Annotated in this window: 13 protein-coding genes; 5 read left to right on the forward strand and 8 right to left on the reverse strand. The window is 45.6% G+C overall.

Annotated elements, in window-relative coordinates; all coding sequences use genetic code 11:
• Nucleotides 1-30 precede the first annotated feature (30 nt).
• The 4 genes from C234_RS0104450 to C234_RS0104470 form a co-directional block, all read right to left on the reverse strand.
• Nucleotides 31-2514, reverse strand: a complete 2484-nt coding sequence (locus C234_RS0104450; RefSeq protein WP_021646645.1) for a bifunctional UDP-N-acetylmuramoyl-tripeptide:D-alanyl-D-alanine ligase/alanine racemase — start codon at nt 2512-2514, stop codon at nt 31-33.
• A complete protein-coding gene (locus C234_RS0104455; RefSeq protein WP_027324795.1) occupies nt 2490-3479 on the reverse strand; it encodes a GSCFA domain-containing protein in 990 nt (329 codons plus the stop codon). Before C234_RS0104455 ends, C234_RS0104450 begins: the two co-directional genes overlap by 25 nt.
• Before the next feature lie 543 nt (nt 3480-4022).
• Nucleotides 4023-6044: a RagB/SusD family nutrient uptake outer membrane protein gene (locus C234_RS0104465; protein ID WP_027324796.1), complete on the reverse strand. Its 2022-nt coding sequence runs from the start codon at nt 6042-6044 to the stop codon at nt 4023-4025.
• A 56-nt stretch (nt 6045-6100) separates the two neighbouring features.
• The gene (locus tag C234_RS0104470) at nt 6101-9295 is read right to left on the reverse strand and encodes a SusC/RagA family TonB-linked outer membrane protein (protein WP_027324797.1); all 3195 of its coding nucleotides are present in this window, start codon (nt 9293-9295) and stop codon (nt 6101-6103) included.
• A 574-nt stretch (nt 9296-9869) separates the two neighbouring features.
• Between C234_RS0104470 and C234_RS0104475 the strand changes: the two genes are divergently transcribed.
• The 4 genes from C234_RS0104475 (at nt 9870) to C234_RS0104490 (ending at nt 15525) form a co-directional block, all read left to right on the forward strand.
• Nucleotides 9870-10355, forward strand: a complete 486-nt coding sequence (locus tag C234_RS0104475; RefSeq protein ID WP_051290156.1) for a TlpA family protein disulfide reductase — start codon at nt 9870-9872, stop codon at nt 10353-10355.
• Nucleotides 10352-12064 (forward strand): DUF6029 family protein, encoded by a 1713-nt coding sequence (locus tag C234_RS0104480; protein WP_027324799.1) that lies wholly within the window; start codon nt 10352-10354, stop codon nt 12062-12064. The genes C234_RS0104475 and C234_RS0104480 overlap by 4 nt, the downstream gene beginning before the upstream one ends.
• A gap of 11 nt (nt 12065-12075) precedes the next feature.
• On the forward strand, nt 12076-14169 hold the full coding sequence (locus C234_RS0104485) for an Omp28 family outer membrane lipoprotein (RefSeq protein ID WP_027324800.1): 2094 nt from the start codon (nt 12076-12078) through the stop codon (nt 14167-14169).
• Nucleotides 14170-14268: 99 nt separating this feature from the next.
• On the forward strand, nt 14269-15525 hold the full coding sequence (locus C234_RS0104490) for a zinc-dependent metalloproteinase lipoprotein (RefSeq protein WP_027324801.1): 1257 nt from the start codon (nt 14269-14271) through the stop codon (nt 15523-15525).
• Between the two features lie 116 nt (nt 15526-15641).
• Here C234_RS0104490 and C234_RS0104495 read toward each other — a convergent pair whose 3' ends face one another.
• Together C234_RS0104495 and C234_RS0104500 are read right to left on the reverse strand one after the other, a co-directional pair.
• Entirely contained in the window at nt 15642-16115 is a 474-nt protein-coding gene (locus C234_RS0104495; RefSeq protein ID WP_027324802.1) for an HU family DNA-binding protein, read from the reverse strand.
• Between the two features lie 163 nt (nt 16116-16278).
• A complete protein-coding gene (locus C234_RS0104500) occupies nt 16279-17205 on the reverse strand; it encodes a tyrosine-type recombinase/integrase (protein ID WP_027324803.1) in 927 nt (308 codons plus the stop codon).
• A gap of 153 nt (nt 17206-17358) precedes the next feature.
• Between C234_RS0104500 and C234_RS0104505 the strand changes: the two genes are divergently transcribed.
• Nucleotides 17359-18507: a restriction endonuclease subunit S gene (locus C234_RS0104505; RefSeq protein WP_248596479.1), complete on the forward strand. Its 1149-nt coding sequence runs from the start codon at nt 17359-17361 to the stop codon at nt 18505-18507.
• On the opposite strand, the gene C234_RS15825 is transcribed toward C234_RS0104505, so the two are convergent.
• A complete protein-coding gene (locus C234_RS15825; RefSeq protein WP_211231526.1) occupies nt 18500-19135 on the reverse strand; it encodes a restriction endonuclease subunit S in 636 nt (211 codons plus the stop codon). The genes C234_RS0104505 and C234_RS15825 overlap by 8 nt on opposite strands.
• A gap of 90 nt (nt 19136-19225) precedes the next feature.
• The gene (locus C234_RS18240) at nt 19226-19372 is read right to left on the reverse strand and encodes a transposase domain-containing protein (protein ID WP_211231527.1); all 147 of its coding nucleotides are present in this window, start codon (nt 19370-19372) and stop codon (nt 19226-19228) included.
• Nucleotides 19373-19386 lie beyond the last annotated feature (14 nt).

A 19386-nucleotide genomic window follows, 5' to 3' on the forward strand; every position in this document is an offset into this window, starting at 1 on the left:
AGCCCTACACAGAGCTGCGGAGTTTTTCCGTCAATCCTGATAATACACCCGCTTTACCCTTGCGGATACGCTCGTCAACACTTCATACGGAATGGTTTCGAGCTTGTCGGAGAGCACCGTGATAGGCAAATCGTCGCCGAAGATAATTGCTTTGTCCCCTTCGCGGCAATCGATGTCCGTAACGTCGATCATACACACATCCATACATATATTGCCTACGTACGGAGCTTTGCTGCCGTTCACCAGACAATAGGCGTTGCCGCGTCCCAGACGGCGGTTCAGTCCGTCGGCATAGCCGATAGGTATGGCGGCAATGCGCGAAGGGCGCTCCAAATGTCCCATCCGGCTATACCCCACCGTATCTTCTCCGGACACATCCCTTATCTGAAGAATGGTCGTCTTCAGCGTACTGACGTTGTGAATAATCGAATTATCTATCGGATTGACTCCGTAAAGTCCGATGCCGAGGCGCACCATATCGAACTGGGCTCCGGGAAAGCGTTCGATGCCTGCCGTATTGCAGATGTGGCGCAGTATCTTATGCGCAAAAGCCGACTGCAATTCTTGCGCGCCCTGCTCGAACAATTCGATCTGCCGACGGGTGAAAGCGTCGAACCGGGAGTCGTCGCTGCCCACAAAATGGGAGAATACCGAGCGGGGAATCACCGCATTCTGGTTTTTCAAGCGGCGGACGAGCTGCGGTATCTCATCGACGGTAAACCCGAGCCGATGCATTCCCGTATCCAGCTTCACGTGGATGGGGAAATTGGTGATTCCTTCTTTCTCCGCCGCCTTAATCAACGCGTCGAGCAGATGGAAATTGTAAACTTCGGGCTCCAGCTTATAATCGAACAAGGTTTTGAAAGATGTTGTCTCCGGATTCATGATGATGATGGAAGCCGTGATGCCTGCTTTCCTCAGCTCCGAACCTTCATCCGCCACGGCTACCGCAAGATAATCGGCGTGATGTTCCTGCAACGTTTTGGCTATTTCGTACGAACCCGCCCCGTAAGCGGCGGCTTTCACCATGCAGACTACCTTCGTTTCCGGGCGGCGAAGCATCGAACGGTAGTGGTTCAGGTTGGCTATCATCGCGCCGAGATTCACTTCCAATATGGTTTCGTGCACCTTCAGTTCCAGCGCTTCCGAAAGCAGATCGAAGTTAAACACTCGCGAACCTTTCAACAAAATGGCTTCCGAATGCAAACGTTTCAAAAGGTCGGACGCCAGCAACGCCTCCGTGTTGGGGAAGAAATACCTTTCGGACAGGCCTTCGAAGCGGGCCTCGCACGAAGAAATCTCCGCCCCCACTCCTATCAGTTTGTCTATTCCGCGACTCTGCACCAGTTGTGCCACCCGGCGATAAAGAGTTGCCGTGCTTTGTCCGGTTTCCAGTATGTCCGACAGGATGAGCGTGCGCTTCAGCCCTTTTTTCTCGGAGCGGCGCACGAGGAAATCGAGCGCGATGTCCAGCGAAACCAAGTCGGAATTATAGCTGTCGTTGATCAGCACACAGGCATTTTTGCCTTCCTTCACTTCGAGCCGCATGGCTACCGGCTCCAGACGCGCCATGCGTTCGGTGATCTGTTCGGCAGGTGTCATCAGATAGAGGCACGCCGCCAGACAGTTCAGCGCATTTTCAATGGACGCGTCATCAACGAACGGTATCTGAAAACTGTTGTCCATATCCAGATAACGATAGGCAACGGTCGTATGGTCTTCCGCTTTCGTCACCTTGCTGATATACAGCGGCCGCTCGATGTCGGTGCGGCTCCATGCGATCTCCCGCGCTCCAAGCATCGACTTGAGCACGCAGTTGCTGATGAGTTCGTTGTCGCCGTCGTAAATAATCACATCGCAGTTTTTAAAAAGCGACAGCTTCTCCATGCACTTCTCCTGAAGCGAAAAGAAGTTTTCCTGATGCGCTCCGCCTATATTGGTGAGGATGCCGATGGTCGGTTTAATCATTCGCTGCAAGGCGCTCATCTCTCCCATTTCGGAGATGCCCGCCTCAAAGATGCCCAGTTCGGCCTCTTCGCCCAACTGCCATACAGACAGCGGCACGCCGACCTGCGAATTGTAGCTGCGCGGCGAACGGACGATAAAACGGTCGGGACTCAGCAACTGGTGAAGCCATTCCTTTACGATGGTTTTGCCGTTGCTGCCCGTAATCCCGATTACGGGAATCCGGAATTTCTCGCGGTGTAGCTCCGCCAGTTTCTGCAAAGCCTTCAAAGGATCGCGAACAACCAAGAAGTTCAGCTCCGGAGAGTTTTTCTCTTTCAGCTTCTTGTAATCATCCTCGCTCAACACGAAATTCGTTACGCCGCGGGCGCAGAGTTCGGGAATATAGCGTGCGCCCGTATTACGCTTGGTAGTCAGGGCAAAAAAAAGAGTCTCTTCGGGGAAGCTCAGCGAGCGGCTATCGGTAAGCAACCAGTCGATGGCAGCCTCACGCGAGCCGATACGGCGTGCGCCGATACATTGGATTATGGATTCAATCGGGTATGACATGTTTCTGTTTCTTTTCTGAAGTCTAAGTACGGGTATTTTCCGTTAAGTCGTTCTATTTTTAACACTATTTGTCCTAAAAAGCGTTGATAAGCCTCCGAACCGGGATGGAAGGGGCGGTGTTCGAGGTCGCGCCGGATTTCTTCCACCGCAGCGATTATCTGCTTTGTCGCAGAAGAGAAGAATGTTTCGGCAAAACACTCCCACAGGTAACGGACAGCCAAAGGCGAGGGATGCAGCATATCGTCCGCATAAAAACGGTAGTCGCGCAGCTCGTCCATCATAATCTCATAAGAGGGAAAGTAAAAGACCTGCTCGGGCAGACGCTGCTGAAGGCGGTCGGCCGCCAAAAGCAAGGTCGCTTTGCTGATTTGGTTGGCGTGCATTCCGTCGCGCGCATGGCGTATCGGGCTCACGGTAAAGAGTATTTTCAGACGCGGGTTGAGTTCCCGAAGCATGGTTATAAGCTCCAGATACTCCTCCACCGTTTCTTCTGCCGTAAGCAACCGGCGGCGGAACAAACGCTCAGGGCGTTTGTGGCAGTTGGATACAACCGCTCCCGTTTCTTTTTCCTCGTACACATAAGCCGTCCCCCAAGTCAGCATCAGCCAATCTGCCTTGCGCAAATAGTCCCGCGAGCGGCGCAAGCGTCCGTTGACGCGTTCGAGAACGGCGTCGGGCGAAGCGTCCGAAAAGCTGCCGTGATGCATCGGGCTGTGCCAACGATCGTTGTAAAAAAACAAATCTCCCGCCTTGTATTCCCTTCCTTGCAGTATATCGCGCAAGGCTTTCGCCACAGAAAGCGGGTTATACAAAATGCCGAAAGGATTTATATCCACATCGAATTTGCTCTCCGCCAGCAATCGTCCTATGTTCTCGGCAAAGCACGATCCCATCAGGAGAATCGGTTTTTTGTGCCCGACAGAGGGCAGGCGGACAGGCAGTTCAACTTTGGTACGGAAATCCATCATCGTAATCGTTTGTTTTTCTATCGGCAAAAGTAATGAAAAAAGAGATGCGGCAAAAGTTCTTCGCCCGTCATTCATGTGCCGTCCGGTTTTTCGCCGGGCACAACTTAAATTCGCAGGAGGCGAAGCAGCGGGTTTCATGAAAGCAAAGCGGAGGTTTAGTTGGAGTGAAACAGAGGCCCTGTTTGGGCAAAACAGAGGTTCGATTTGGAGGGAACAGAGGCTCTATTTGGGCGAAACAGAGACTCTATTTGGGCAAAACAGAGACTCGATTTGGGAGAAACAGAGGCTCTGACAGAATGAAACAAAGCTTTTATTTGAATCCAACAGAGGTTCTGTCGGAATAAAAACAGAGGCTCTCTGAAATTAAAAAAGAGCCTCTGAAAAAATAAAAACAACAAATATTATCGGCTAATTTAGATTGTTTTCTTTACGCAACAATCATTAAAAACAAATTCAAATCAGTTTCTTATAGCCAACAAATCCAAAGACATGGGCGGGATTTACCTATATCCTCAACCTTCGCCCATGTCTATACATTATTTACTCAACAGCAGTAGCACCTTGATTACTAATTTTCGGCCATCCCGGATTTTGATAAACGACCGATGTGTTCAAGTCTGTTTTATCACCGCCCGCCGTTTGACGGAAAGTGCTTTGAGGTAACGGGCTGAGGTAATGGGCGGGTGTAAAGTTATATCCATTGAATACAGAGTTATTCACTTTACTGATTTGATACGGACGCATGTAAACACCGCTTACGCTCTCAGATGACATATTTCCTTTACCACCTTCTACATCTACCAAAACCAAATCTCTTCCGTTTTCATCGGTCAGTTTGCCTTCATAGATGCTTCCCCAGTAGCGCATACCTTCAATGTGATAGTTTTTCACTTGGTCGCATGCTCTCCAACGCTTCAGGTCGGCCCAACGCATACCTTCTCCAATAAACTCATTACGACGTTCGCGGCGGATGTTGTAGAGTGTCGCATCTACCAGTTTCCCGTGAGAATAAGCCCCAAAGTCGCCTTTGGCTTCTTCATTCATATTAGTGGCCTCAATGGTCTTCTGATAGTTTTCATCGACTTTCGCGCGGCGGCGCAAAGCCTTCCAATATTTCTCAGCTGTAGCATCCAGTTTCTGATTCTTTTCATAACAAGCTTCCATATAGTTCAGCAATGCCTCAGTCCCTCTGAAGATGATGCTTCCGGTTGTTCCCTTGTGGTGCAACGTCTGCATGTAGTCGTTGTAGTGCTTACCTTTCTTAATGGCGAATCCCGTTACCATACGAGTCTCATTGTTGCCTTTTACAATCCAGGAAAAATCTACTTTATTGGTTGTTCCATGGGCATTATAGTTGTCAATGTCACCGTCTTTCTTTGTAAAGATTCGAATACGTGAATCACGTCCCTGCAATGTTTTTGCCACACCTTCCTTTTCCCACTCCGGGTTGTAACCTGATCCGGAAGCATAAATGGGCAATCCGTTTTCCATCAGGAACGAGTTAACCAGCCCGCGTGTCCATCCGGAACCGCCTCCATTGTTTTGCAATTGCATCTGGATGTTGTGAGTCACCTGCTGAGATTCGTTATAAGCGCGCCACATCAGCACCTCGCTATAACCATTCATATCTTCGTCGCAGAACATAGTGTAGTAGGAATTCAGACTGCTGAATTTTCCGTCCATTCCTTCGGGCGTATCGGTATTCTCTACCAGCTTGTCTACTAAATCGTCGCCTATAATCTTAGCCGAATTCATTGCTTCCGTCAGGAAGTAATTTATTTCGTTGTCAATATTGAACCCTTCCAAATCGGCTGTATTGCCGGGCCAACCTTTACCTCCCGGAACAAAAGCTGTGCCTTTGTGGTGCTTGAGCCACGTTCCTTCGTAGAGGGCCACACGCGAGCGGAACAACTGCGCCGCTGCCTTGGTGATGCGGTTCTTTCCGCCGGGACCTGATACAGCCAGGAATTCAATGGCTTTATCCAAATCTGAGAGAATAAAGCGCGCCACTTTGTGCCGAGGTTGACGAACAGAAGCTTTTATCAGTGTCTCTTCCACGTCTTCCAAGGCGGTTTCTATGATTGGACAGTCGCCAATGGCCTGTAACTTATCAAAGTAAGCGTATGCGCGCAGCATATACATCTCGCCGATATAGTGGCGTATGTTGGCATCGGAACCGGTTATGCTTTTGGCCTCATACTTAGGCAACACCTGATCGAAGAAGTAATTACAGTCACGTATTTGAAAGAAGTTCCACACTTGTTCTTTTTTCTTGGGATCAGTAGTAGAAGGAACTTTCCACTCTCCCGGCACCCAACGAGCCGAGTAGTTCACAGATGCTTGATTATCCGTGCCATTGTCATTAGCGAAGACACTGATTCCGTAACTGCCGGGATTAATGCTCGTAAAATTATATAGATTGATGGCATATGCCGCAAGATCTGCCTCAGAGCCAAAGTAAGCTTTAGGCGTAACCAAGCTTTCGGGTTCCTTATCCAGAAAGTCATTGCATGCGGTGAGTGAAGCACCCAGCAATAGTAAAGGTAAATATTTTATTTTCATAATCTTCATGATTTTGCTAATTAATAACAGGTAAATAAAGAGATCTTGGCTTTCTCTTAAAAAGTAAGACTCAGACCTAACGACATAGTCTTAGACAACGGATAAGTCTTACCGAATCCCCAACCGCTTGCATCGATCAATTCAGGATCAGCGAGTTTCGTAAAATCGGTAATGGTGAGCAAGTTCTCGCCTGAAACAAACACGCGGAGATTCTCCACATAGAACTTCCTCGTAATCTCTTTGGGCAATGTATAACCCAAAGTCACATTCTTCAGACGCCCGTAAGCGGCATTCTGGAGATATTTGGTTTGTATATGCTGGTTTTTGCTTCCGTTCCATGCCACACGTGGATAATAGCTGTTGAGGTTCTGTCCCAACGGATCATTGGCATCCGGACGGAAATAGTCTAAATGTTTTTTAAATCCCAGAGCTTGCCATTTGTTGACACTTCCTCCCCAGAATACGGCATCAGATTGTCCGATTGCGTAATCACGCTTCAATGTTCCTTGGAAAAAGAGTTTCAAATCAAATCCCTTATAGGCCGCATCGATATTCAAACCAAAATTATATCGCGGATTGGAGTTGCCGATGATGCGGTAGTCACCTGACTTGCCGGCTCTATCCTCGCCTTTATTCACCTTATTATCTCCATCCAGATCGGCATACATAATGTCGCCGGCTCCCCAATTACTGCCCAATGCGCTTTGGTCTACCTTAGCCAAATGGGCATTCATCTCTTCGTCTGTCTTAGCGATGCCTATGGTGGTGTATCCCCAGATATCTCCCAAATGCGCGCCCTTATAGTATTTCAAGTTCAAGGCTTTCGATTCATTGGGATATTTGTCGATTACCACTTGGTTGTCGCTCAATGAAAGAGTGACGCCGTAGCTCAATTCGTTAATCCGATCTCTCCAGCTTATTTGCAAGTCCCAACCTTTGGAAGTCATATCCAAATTGTTTACTTTAGGAGCGTTGGCTCCAAGCACATCGGGTAATTCGGGTGCAGGTCCTACCATGTCGAATGTTTTACGCTGGAAGTAACCGAACGATCCGGTCAATCGATTGTTAAATGCTCCCCAGTCCAAGCCGATTTCCCATGTACGGCTCTTTTCCCATGTAAGCAAGGTTGACACAAGAGCAGGTTGCCAGGATTTATTGGGTTTAACTCCGTTCACCAGCCAGTCGCTACCCTTTGCCTCGTAACCGATGGTGGGATAGAACGGATACCAATTGTCCGTATTTTGGTTCCCCAGTTGTCCCCACGAAGCACGCAGCTTCAGCATATTCACAGTTCCCGATAGTTTTTCCCAGAACTGTTCTTGCGCAATGTTCCATCCAATGGAGAAAGAAGGAAACCAATTCCAGCGATTGGCACGCAGAAAGCGTGACGAACCGTCGTAGCGCAAATTGGCCTCAAACAAATAACGCTCTTTATAATCGTAATTCAAGCGTCCGAAAAATCCGGCTGTAGTCCAGCTCTTATAACCTCCTTTTACACGAGCATTATCACTGGTAGTATCCAGTGTGGGCAGCCCGGAAAGAATACCGTCTTGTTGGGCGGTTACTGAGCGCTCACGCAACCATTCGCTTTGGAAACCGACCATAATCTTAGCATTGTGATCGTTGAAAGAACGGCTGTATTCGGTAAAAATATTCGGATTGAAGTAATTGCTTTTATAGGAATATTCCTTTACACTCGAAACTCCGTTGAATGCCACGTATGGATTCTTGTTCACATCATAGGCATTGACAGTAAGCCAGTCAGTGTGCTGATTCTCGTTAATAATACGATAATTCAACTCAGCATTAACAATCCAACCTTTCACGGGAGTGAGTTGCAGGCTGAATTGTTGTGCTAAAACATCATGCTGGTTGTTGTATTTACCGCCATCTTTCAATAACCCAACGAATGATTCGGGAACATAGTATCCGTTAGGGTCGGTCACCGGCACGATAGGCCAATAGCGAGCAACGTTATGGTAAAACAATCCTCCGTCGGTACCGATGTTTGAGGGATTCTCAAAGTCCGTACGGGTAAACCGGATATTGTAACCCATCTTGAGCCATTTAGTGAGGCTGGTGTTAATTTTACCGGTTACCCCATAGCGTTGTTTACTTTCATCACCATGACGCAGAATACCGTCTTGATCCAGATAATTGGCAGAGAAATAATATTGTATATTCTCACTACCGCCATTAATACTTAAAGTATGTTCGTGCGAGAAACTGTTACCGAAGTGCTCTTTCAACCAGTCGGTATTGGCTACCGGAAGCAGATCCATTGCATCCCAAACCTCCCAACGGTTGTTTTTATTAGCATACATTTTAGGAATACTCGAGTCGCTTTGTGCTTTCTTAATTAATTCGAGCTTACTATCAGAGAACCAAACACCGTTTCCGGAATTAACACTGGCCGCATTCATATAATTGGCCCACGTGTAAGAATCCATCATCTCGGGCATGTTCAACGGAGAATTAAAGCGGAAACTGTTGTTGTAGTTGATTGATGTTTTGCCCACACGACCGCTCTTAGTGGTCACCAGAATAACACCTCCTGCTGCACGAGAACCGTAGATAGAGGAAGCCGACGCATCTTTCAGCACAGAGACGTTTTCAATATCCTGCGGATTCAACATATTCAGGTCTCCTTCCATACCGTCAATCAATACCAAAGGAGATACCGAAGAGCCTTCGCCGATGGTACCGGTACCGCGGATATTAAATCTCTTGTTCGAGTTCAAGGCACCACCCTGTTTGCCTACGGCAAAGTTCATGCCTGGAACCGCGCCCTGCAAAGCATCGACTACCGAATTAACCGGACGTGAAGCAAGTGTTTTAGAGTCTACCGTAGATACCGCACCCGTGAGATTCACTTTTTTCTGCGTACCGAATCCCACTACCACTACTTCTTCCAGCATTTTGCTGTCTTCTTTCAGGACAATGTTCAATGGTGTTCCCGTCCATTTCACTTCCTGTGCTTGGTAACCTACAAATGAAATTTGAATAATGCTTCCCAGCGGAACGTTTTTAAGTGAAAAATCACCGTCAATACCGGTAATTGTACCGTTGGAAGTTTCCTTAACTACGACGGAAGCGCCGATAATAGTTTCGCCTGCGCTGTCTTTCACAATACCGGTACATGTGCCGTGTTGTTGAATGACTTCAGTACCTGCGGTATTTACCGCAAATGAGGGTTGCCACCCACACCAAAGAGAGAGGATTACCCCCCCCCATTTTACAAATCTTAACATACTTGTCGTTTTTTAATTATTACATCGAGGCTGGTTTCAATGACAATTCAGTCTGAAAGAATCCGAACAATAATTTCACTTCCACCAAAACCTCATAAATAAAGTTAACGGTGCAAATATAGTTTTTTTTTCTAAATAAACACCAAATAACTATCCGTATAACCACCCAATTACTATAAAAAACAAAAAAGGTTATTCAACAGAATAGCATCTTCCATATAAGCTCGCACCCCTATCATCCGAGATTTTTGTTTTCACAATCAACCGCCGCACTATTTACACTAATTCTGAAAGCCTTACGTATGCTTTCCAACACTGTACGATTCTACGCAACTGATTGCATTGGCATTCATTTCTATTCTTTAGAACATTGCCTATACCCTTCTTCGATAGCGAATATCTTTATAAAGCGAATAAAGTTTATAGTAGTTTTTTGACTACAGAACAACTTTTTCAACTAATTTAGACTGGTTCTTTATACGCCAGTCATTATTTTTTCATATTTTTGCCGCCCGAAAGTCTTTTACAATCAGAATCGACGAACGAAATTGTTATAATATACGAATAGATAATAATGCTGAATAAATTTCTTTTGACCAGCTTTCTGCTTGCGGCATGCCTCCATATGAAAGGCCAGATTCCAACCGTCAATCTGAAAGACATCGACGGTAAGTCCATCAACACCGGCAAAGTCAGCAATGACGGAAAGCCCGTTATCATCAGTTTTTTCGCAACGTGGTGCAAGCCTTGCCTACGAGAACTCAACGCCATCAACGAGGTGTACGAAGAGTGGCAGGAAGATACGGGCGTGAAACTCATAGCCGTATCCATCGACGAAGGGGCGAACAGTTTCAAGGTAAAACCGCTGGCACGCACGCAAGGCTGGACTTTTCCCGTTTGGCTCGACAGCAATAAGGACTTCATGCGCGCGATGAACGTAAACATGGTTCCCAGCGTATTCGTGCTCGACGGCAAAGGGAACATCGCTTACCGCCACACAGGGTATGTGGAAGGCGGAGAAGCCGAATTGATCAGACAGGTAAAGGCAACGATACGATGAAAAAGCTATTATCCGCTGTTTTGTGCATGGCGGCGACACATGCCATGCTCTCTGCCCAAGACATACAGGGCAACGATTCTTCGCGCACGGACAATCCGTGGCGATGGAAAGCGAGCTTCAGCCTCCAATCGGACATCCACTACGCCACCCGGAAAGGGGAGCTGAACGATCGCTGGAGCGGCAACACTTACGTGACGGGCAGCATACAGAATCAATTTCTTGAAATAGGGATGCGCCTGGAAGAACTCAACCATCCCTTGCCGGGACATGAGGATGAAAAAGGATGGGGAGTTCCGAATATCTATGTGAAAGGGCGGTATAAGTTCGTAGAAGCCACCGTAGGAGACTTTTACGAACAGTTCGGCAGCGGCATGCTGCTCCGGTCTTACGAAGACAGAAGCCTCGGCATCGACAACTCCATCCGCGGAGGACGCATCGTGCTCACGCCGACGCGATGGGCTACCATTAAAGCGCTGGGCGGACAGCAGCGCAATTACTTCGACCGCAAAGGGCGGGTGTTCAGCCGTGAGCGCGGCTATCTCTGGGGAGGAGACGTCGAACTGAGCGCAAGCCAATGGTTCAAAGCAATGAACGACAACGGCTGGAACCTGAATGCAGGCGCCTCGTGGATAACGAAACACGAGTCGCCAGACCCTATAACACAGGTAATAGACGGAAAATTGCACCGCCTCAACCAGCCGGAAAACGTATCGGCCTTATCCGCCCGCTTTCGGTTGCAGCACGGAAACTGGGATGTTTATACCGAATATGCGCATAAGCTCGACGACCCGAACGCAACCAACAACTACATCTACAAAAGCGGTTCGGTGGCCATGCTTACGGCAACCTACGCCCGCAGCGGGATGAGCGTACTTCTCGGAGCGCGCCGGAGCGAAAACTTCGACTTTCGTTCCGAACGCACCGCCACGCAGACTGCCCTGCGCATCAACCACTTGCAACCTTTCACGCAGCAACAAAGCTATACGCTTGCAGCCCTCTATCCGTACGCCACCCAACCCGGCGGCGAGTGGGCGCTACAGGCGGAAATGCGCTATCGCTTTAAGAAAGGTTCATGGGCAGGAGGCAAATACGGCACGGGAATCAAGCTATCCGCCTCACACATAAGGGGACTGAAGAAGAAATGGAACGACCTGCGATGGGAAAGCAATCCGCAAGACGCCTCCATGATGGGGACAGACGGATACAAAAGCGATTTCTTCGGCATGGGCGAAAGGTATTTCCACGACATAGATCTGGAGATCAGCAAAAAGATATCGCGTACATACAGCTTCACATTCACCTATATGAACCAGTATTACAACCGGCAAATCATCGAAGGGCATGCCGAAAACGGAGATATCATCCGCAGCAACCTGTTCATATACGATGGCAAGCACAAGCTCTCACAACGTCTGTCGCTGCGTACGGAACTGCAATACCTCCATACCCGGCAAGCGGAAAAGGACTGGTTGTTCGCTCTCGTGGAATGCTCGGTGCTTCCTCATTTCATCTTCTCCGTCAGCGATCAATGGAATACCGGAGTCACCAATAAGCATTACTACATGGCATCGGCGGCAGGAATGTTCGGCAATCATCGCCTGCAACTATCTTACGGACGCACACGCAGAGGCATCAACTGCTCCGGCGGGGTATGCCGAATGATGCCTGCCACAGAAGGCGTTTACTTATCTTATAATCTGAATTTTTAATCCGACCAGTCATGAAAACAAATCTGAAATACATCATCATTTACACCGTTCTTTTTTTATTTGCCGGTGCATGCGAACAAATAGGAAACAATGAGCGATGGACGCCTGAAGAAGAAAACCTGCTTCCCGAAAAGGAAAGAAACACGGTGCTTGTAGAAGAGTACACGGGACAAAATTGCATCAACTGTCCCACAGCGGCAGCCGAACTGAAGAAAATCTCCGGAAGCTACCCGAAAAACGTCATCACCGTATCCATGCACGCCGCCCGCACAGGTCAGGTGAGAGAAGAGCTGGCTTCGGAAGCTGCCGATGCTTATGCTGCGCAATATGATATTCCCGGCTCGGTGCCCGGCATACTGATCAACCGCCGGAACCTTTCCGGAGAAGGAAAATATTCTCAGAAAAAGGCTTTATGGAGTTCGCTCATCCGCCGGGCGGTCAACACAAAAGCCGGATACCGCATAGATTTAAGCGCGGAACAAACAGCCGGCAAGAAATTCGATATCAAGGTCGCTGCTTTCTCCCTGCAAGAAAAAGCCGCTTCCGCGAAATTGGGCATACAGCTTTGGGCGGTAGAAGACATACGCGCGGAGCAAACGCTTCCCACAGGCAAGAAAGCCGATTATTTTCATCACAACGTGCTGCGCGGAGCACTCAACGGAAATTCAGGAGCAGATTACACCTTAGGCAAGACATACCGTGTGCAAGTCGCTCTGCCCGAAACGGTAAAAGAAGCGTCCAATGCCAAAATAGTCGCTTTTTTGTTCGACCGCGACACGAAAGAAGTGTATGAAGCCGCCATCGTTGCCTTAGGGCAAGGCATACAGCCCGATGAAGCGGACGAAACGGGTGAGGAAGAGAAACCGGAAGCCGAAAAGAAAGAGGCAGTTTCATTCCGGTACAATAATACCACACTACCTACATTCGGTGGAGAAGTGAAAGCCTTAACGATAGAATATTCCAATCCAAGCAAAACCGATTTAGAGATTATAAGTCCTTTGATTTACGTAATCCCGGGTAAAAAAGGAGCTGCAGGCAAACTTACGCTTGAAATAGCCAAAGAAGATCATCAGGGGAAACAGAACGGCGGGTTATCACAAATTTGTACCGACCAATGCCAAATATCGGAAAGTACCGAGAAATATACCAAGCAGCCATACGAACTCAACGATTCAGAAAGCGTCATTCAGGTGCATTACAAGATTGCGAAAGAGCACGAAAATAAAAAAGCCGACTATCGTGTACGGGTTTCGATAAAAAATAATACGAAAGAAGTGGCATATTTACATATTGTTTTCTGTTATGACCCCGAAAAAAAACCGAATAGTACTTCGGATCCAACAGAACCGGAACAGCCGAACCCGGAAAATCCTGATTCGAAACCGGACGTACCTCCCACTCAAAATCCTGAGCCACTCGAACCTTTGAAGCCGGAGGACGGCATGAAATCGAATGTGGTAGCATTGGATTTTACGGGCAAACTATGCCCTGCATGCCCATGGACCATTGAGCGGTTAGCCGAACATGACAAAACGTTTCACCCCAATCTTATCGTGGTGGCCCTTCAAGTCTGGTATTATTGCCGTGACACCAATTTCTGGGCCGAAGAAACGATAGAATACGAAAAGTTCAACTCAAGCCGGATTTACGGATATCCTACAGTTATACTCAATAATAAGAGAAAAGCCAATGGCTACCTCGACTACGATATTCGCAGCCTGATAGAACAACAACCTTTACTGGCTACCGACATTAGCGCCCGTCGGCAGGAACGTTCTGTAGAGTTTTCATTCTTATCAAAACCGAAGAACGACACGCAAGCCATGAGCAGCATAAACAGCAGAAAACTGAACGTACTTTTCTGGATAACAGAGAATAATATTATAGGATATCAAGCAAACAGATCGCAGAATTACGTGCACAATCACATTCTGCGCGGCTCGCTCAACGGCATATGGGGAGAGACATACATTTTGGGAAACAAACTACATTTAAAGAAAGATTTACCGTATAAAGTCCAAAATGCTGCAAACTGCGACTTAATAGCCATCGTGCTCGATGCCGAAACCAAAGAGTTTCTTGACGCAGTAAAAGTGAAACTTTAATCCTGTTTTTAAAACTTCACCCATAAATAACATCATAATCGGAGAATGAATTTTATGTATTCAACCGGACACTTATAATTCAAACATACCCAAATAGCAATGAATTCTTTTATATATCTTGTTTGCAGGAGGCGCTTACCGCGCCTCGCAAACTGCTTCTTTCACCTATCGGTATTCTGTCTGTCATTTTATTCCTGTGCTCAGGACTCACCCATCGATATTCAAAAACCGGAGAAAACCAAAGAGGAGCAAACGACCGACCAACCGGACAACCGGCCGGAAGAGCAGCCGGAAGATGGCAATCGCCCCGGCGAACAACCGTCCGGAGAATCCGATCCGAAGGGTTCCGGAGAAACTCCTGAAAGCGGCTCACGTCCTCAGACATATACACTGCAAGAGTTGGAGGCAATGACTTATGAGCTGGAAGTTATTTTTCACGTGCTTGCATCTTCCTCATCCGAGCTAAATGAGAAAATAACTTCAGAACGAATGCAAGACATATTAAATGGAGTCAACGATTTATATGCGGGAAAATCCGGCGGGCCGGACATACGTGTCCGATTCGTTTTGGCAAAAAACGACCCGGATGGAAGGAGGCTTGAAGAAGCAGGCATTGTCCGCACATCTATCTCACAAGACTACTTGGCCTACACTACAGTAAGGCTCGACAGCAAAGACGGAGAGTTTCACCAACAATCCTGGGACATAAAGCAATATATCAATGTCTATATTTTCCGCTTCGAAGAATCAGGAATTTATGGCGTATCCACTTATCCCAACATGCCTGCCAACCATCTATTAAAGGGACTTCAGCGCTATCATCCTTCAAACCTTGACTGGCATAATCCCTGTGTAGCACTCAACGAAACCGCATTCGGAGGATGGAAGAAAAGCTCGGGAAAATCGCCGGTGAATACTCGTGCTGCTTACGTAACGGCACACGAACTGGGACATTATCTTGGCTTATACTACCCTTTCAAATACGGAACAGACCTTCAAGACTACTGCGACGATACGAAGGAGTATGACCGCCATCAATATGAAAACAAGCGCAAGAGCCTTCTGCAACAGGAAATAACAGACATATACGAAAAGCATCTCCCTGAAGAAGAAGTCGTGAAAAGACGATACATGCGTACTCCGTTAGACGGCAGTTCGCCTTTCTTATCCACTAATATCATGGATTATTATGATACATACGGAAACCGGTTCACCGATGATCAGGCAAAACGCATGCGGGAATGCCTCTATTACAGTCCCACACTGCCAGGTCCCAAAATAAAGACCGGAGTATCTACACGAGCAATCGCACCCGTTCAGCCATATAAAACCAAATGTGTAGTGTGTGGCTCTTAGCTTTTCCCATTAAACACAAAACAAGTCATTCAGTATAATAAAACAGAAAACGTGTTTGCAAGTCACCTCCCCGTTGTTTGCAAACACGTTTTCCAGTTATCGTCCCTTATCCCCTATTATAAAGCAGGATCCGGCACTTCACCGCTTCCTGTATCCGGATTCGGTTTCCCCCCGAAAGGAGCGGGCGTCACCGCTTTTTTCTGAGACTCCGTTTGTCTTTCAACGCCTACGGTACGCAACATGCTACGGAATTTATTCCCCGGCGTAAAGACAATCTTAACCCTTTCGATCGTGGTACTATCCACCTTTTCGGCAACCTCCTGGCTTCTCGACTTAATTCCCGGACGGAAACATCCGAAATCTCCCAACTGTACCGAGATGCCCTTTCTCAAGTTGATGTTCAGCGTATCGATCAACGCGTCGAGCACAAACTTCACAACGCCGCTGGGAACCAATCCTACCTTCGTTATTTCCTCACACAACGTTTGAAAGTCCACCGTATTGGTAATCACATTCTTTGCTACAAACTTTTCGGTTTTCTGCTTGTCGAAACCGAAGACCGTTTTTTTAACGACATATCTAAGTGCCATACTCTTTTTTTTTTTAAAGTTCAATACATTCAATTATCATTTCTCCTTGTGATCACGACACAAAAGTATGAACACCAAATCAATCATACAAATAAAAATCGAGAAGTGTCTTAATGAAATTATTAATATATATCGATAGGGCAGAAAGGAAGGTCGGCTCTATCTACCGCACTGTTTTAAACATCTTGTCAATACATTTTTTCTTTTGTTCCATATTTGGATGCACATACAGATTGAGCGTCGTACCAATATCTGAATGACCAAGTATCACACTAACAGTTTTATAATCACAATTACTCTCAATACAACGTGTAGCGAAGCTGTGGCGGAGTCCATGAAATTTTAGCGGTGGAATATCGAGCTGCTCCATCAATCGTTTATAATAATTACGATAGGTACGTGGCTCTGTTGGCTTTTCCTCATTTGTTAGAACATAAAAATCACCATTAACTATCTTCTTTAACGGACGAATCATCTTTATCAACTCCCTATTCATCGGAATATCACGAATAGAGCTTCTCGTCTTAGGCAGTCCTATTATTACCTTAGTATATCTTTTATTTCCATCAACCGAATAAATGCGTTCAATAGTTCTGCGAACACAAATCACTCCATTCACCATATCAATGTCATTCCAAGTCAAAGCACAAATCTCACCGATGCGCATACCCGTAGTAAGACAAATATATATGCCGAGATTGCGGAATGTAAAATGTCCTCCGATGTACTGCAATATCCGCTTATGGTGAGCGATACTAAGCACCTCCAGTGTTTTACCCTCCTGCATTGTCGGATATTTTAAGCTCCACTCTTGATGAGTTATCCATCCCAACTTCGCACCAAACTTCACGATCATTTTCAGTACTATAAGCATATCTTTCACAGTCTTAATACTTAAACCTTGTTGAATTTTAAGTAAAATAAAATTTTGCACTTTCTCCTCCTCTACTTCAGACATATCACCAAATACCGGAAGTAAATGATTTTCTAAGATGAGAACATAAGCCGAATAAGTAGAAATTTTCACATACTTACGTTTGTCTTCTTTCCACAAAATAGCAATTTCCCTAATACTTTTATTTTTTCCCATAGCGTAATTAATTATTGATTAATACATACAATATAACATTAAGGAAAATCTTTTGTCTCAATCATAATTGCACTCTCAAAAACACCATTTGTACCCCCTCTGAGATTTCCGGAGTTTACAGAGAAGTGGGAGAAATATAAAGTTTCAGACTTATTGGATTTTTATTCAACCAACTCTCTTAGTTGGGAACAGCTTGAATACGGTACTGAAGAAATTTTGAATCTGCATTATGGACTTATTCATGTTGGTCTTCCCACCATGGTAGATTTGTCAAAAGATAAATTGCCAAATATCAAATACGGAAATAACCCCAAGAATTATGAACTCTGCAAAGAGGGTGATATTGCTTTTGCTGATGCTTCAGAAGATACTAATGAAGTGGCAAAAACTATTGAGTTCTGTAATTTGGATGGGAAAGATGTTATTTGTGGCTTACACACTATTCATGGACGAGACAATAAGGATATAACTGGTGTAGGATTCAAGGGATATGCTTTTTCTTCTACTGCATTTCATAACCAAATAAGATGCATTGCCCAAGGAACAAAGATTTATTCTATCAGTACAAAGAATTTTTCAGAATGCTATATTGGCATACCTTCTAAGGATGAACAAGCCAAGATTGCCTCTTTACTAGGTCTTATTGATGAGCGCATCGCTACCCAAAACAAAATCATTGATAGACTGGAATCCTTAATTAGGGGAATTAATCAATATGCATTCACAAGCAAAGGTGTCAATTACAAATTGGAAGAACTTTGCGAAATTAGAAGCGGTTACTCTGGTAATCAACTTACGTCAAAGAATGGTTTAAAGGTATCTCGTATAGAAACAATTTCAGGACATAAGGTCAACATGGAACGTGTAGGATATGTCGCTCCTTTTGAATCTTCAGGCAATTACAGACTGCAAATTGGGGACATTTTATTCAGCAATATAAATAGCGTTGAATATATTGGTAATACAGCATTCATTGATAAAGATTATAACCTGTATCATGGAATGAATCTACTTAGATTGACACCTAACAAAAAGGTAGTTATGCCATTCTATTTGTACTTGCTGCTGAATACGAATAGGATGCTCAATCACTTTAAGACAGTCTGTAACAAAGCGGTATCACAGGCAAGCATAAATCAAACAGAATTGGGGAAGACGGTTATTCGGATTCCAGACTTAAAGGCTCAGAAACAAATATGTGAGTTGTTCCAAGCATTGTATGCAAAATTAGAATCAGAGAGTTATGCTATTTCACTTTTACAAAATCAAAAACAGCATCTGCTTCGCCAAATGTTCATATAAACATCTGGCGGAGCAAATATTGCTTCTGTTTGTGATATTCTTGTAGTATGTTTTGCACGTGTTTCATCTTGTCGCTCAAGGAACGCAATAACTTTGAAATCAGCAATAATTGATTAGAATCTATAGGCATAGGAACTCTATTTTCCAAGAAACGTTGATTTGTTATATTGATGGTGTTCTTTGCTCCTTTCTGGATCAGTGAATGCAAATAGTTATGTGTATTTATTTCACTCATAAAATATTCATGAAGATATACTCCGATTGCAAGACTATTGGGTACATAAACACCATACAATGGTGAAACCGCAACACTTTCATGATTAAGACTTTGCTTTACAATGCCATAAGGAAATGATCCAGTAGGACTTTTGGTATAAACTAAGTCTCCATAATGCACTACATTATATTTAGATGTATCTTTGGCTGAAAATGAACGTCCGAGGTAATCTACTTGATTGATAACACCTTGACTGACAGAAACAGAAAATACTTGATACAAGTTAGAATTGCGTTCATTTCTTTCTGTGAGAATATCACTTAGAAACACTTTCTTCCAAGTACCTCTTTTTAACCCTTGCTTTTGCAACTCAACGTAAGCCTCCGGTAAAGTACGTATTGCAAAATACAAAAAATTAGTCCCGACTGGGCACGATTCGTTCAGATTCGCCTCCGAGTCGGGACTAATAGCATCAAATTATATCAATTCGGAACAGATTTGTTATGATTTCACCCAGTTCCGTGGAAGAAGTTCTGTCATATCCTTTTTATCCCTTTCATAATACGGTATTTTCCTCAGTACGTCCTCCATCCACACTCTAGGGTCAACTCCGGCAGACTTGCAGGTCCCGATAAGGGAATATACAATGGCCGCTCTGTATG

Origin of the sequence: Bacteroides pyogenes DSM 20611 = JCM 6294 (genome assembly GCF_000428105.1) — a bacterium.
Lineage (GTDB): Bacteria > Bacteroidota > Bacteroidia > Bacteroidales > Bacteroidaceae > Bacteroides > Bacteroides pyogenes.

Excerpts from the sequence above, each read along its gene's own strand:
- C234_RS0104465 (WP_027324796.1), bottom strand. The coding sequence starts at position 6,044 with ATGAAAATAAAATATTTACCTTTACTATTGCTGGGTGCTTCACTCACC.
- C234_RS0104480 (WP_027324799.1), top strand. The coding sequence starts at position 10,352 with ATGAAAAAGCTATTATCCGCTGTTTTGTGCATGGCGGCGACACATGCC.
- C234_RS0104490 (WP_027324801.1), top strand. The coding sequence starts at position 14,269 with ATGAATTCTTTTATATATCTTGTTTGCAGGAGGCGCTTACCGCGCCTC.
- C234_RS0104470 (WP_027324797.1), bottom strand. The coding sequence starts at position 9,295 with ATGTTAAGATTTGTAAAATGGGGGGGGGTAATCCTCTCTCTTTGGTGT.
- C234_RS0104485 (WP_027324800.1), top strand. The coding sequence starts at position 12,076 with ATGAAAACAAATCTGAAATACATCATCATTTACACCGTTCTTTTTTTA.
- C234_RS0104475 (WP_051290156.1), top strand. The coding sequence starts at position 9,870 with ATGCTGAATAAATTTCTTTTGACCAGCTTTCTGCTTGCGGCATGCCTC.
- C234_RS0104500 (WP_027324803.1), bottom strand. The coding sequence starts at position 17,205 with ATGGGAAAAAATAAAAGTATTAGGGAAATTGCTATTTTGTGGAAAGAA.
- C234_RS0104455 (WP_027324795.1), bottom strand. The coding sequence starts at position 3,479 with ATGGATTTCCGTACCAAAGTTGAACTGCCTGTCCGCCTGCCCTCTGTC.
- C234_RS0104450 (WP_021646645.1), bottom strand. The coding sequence starts at position 2,514 with ATGTCATACCCGATTGAATCCATAATCCAATGTATCGGCGCACGCCGT.
- C234_RS0104495 (WP_027324802.1), bottom strand. The coding sequence starts at position 16,115 with ATGGCACTTAGATATGTCGTTAAAAAAACGGTCTTCGGTTTCGACAAG.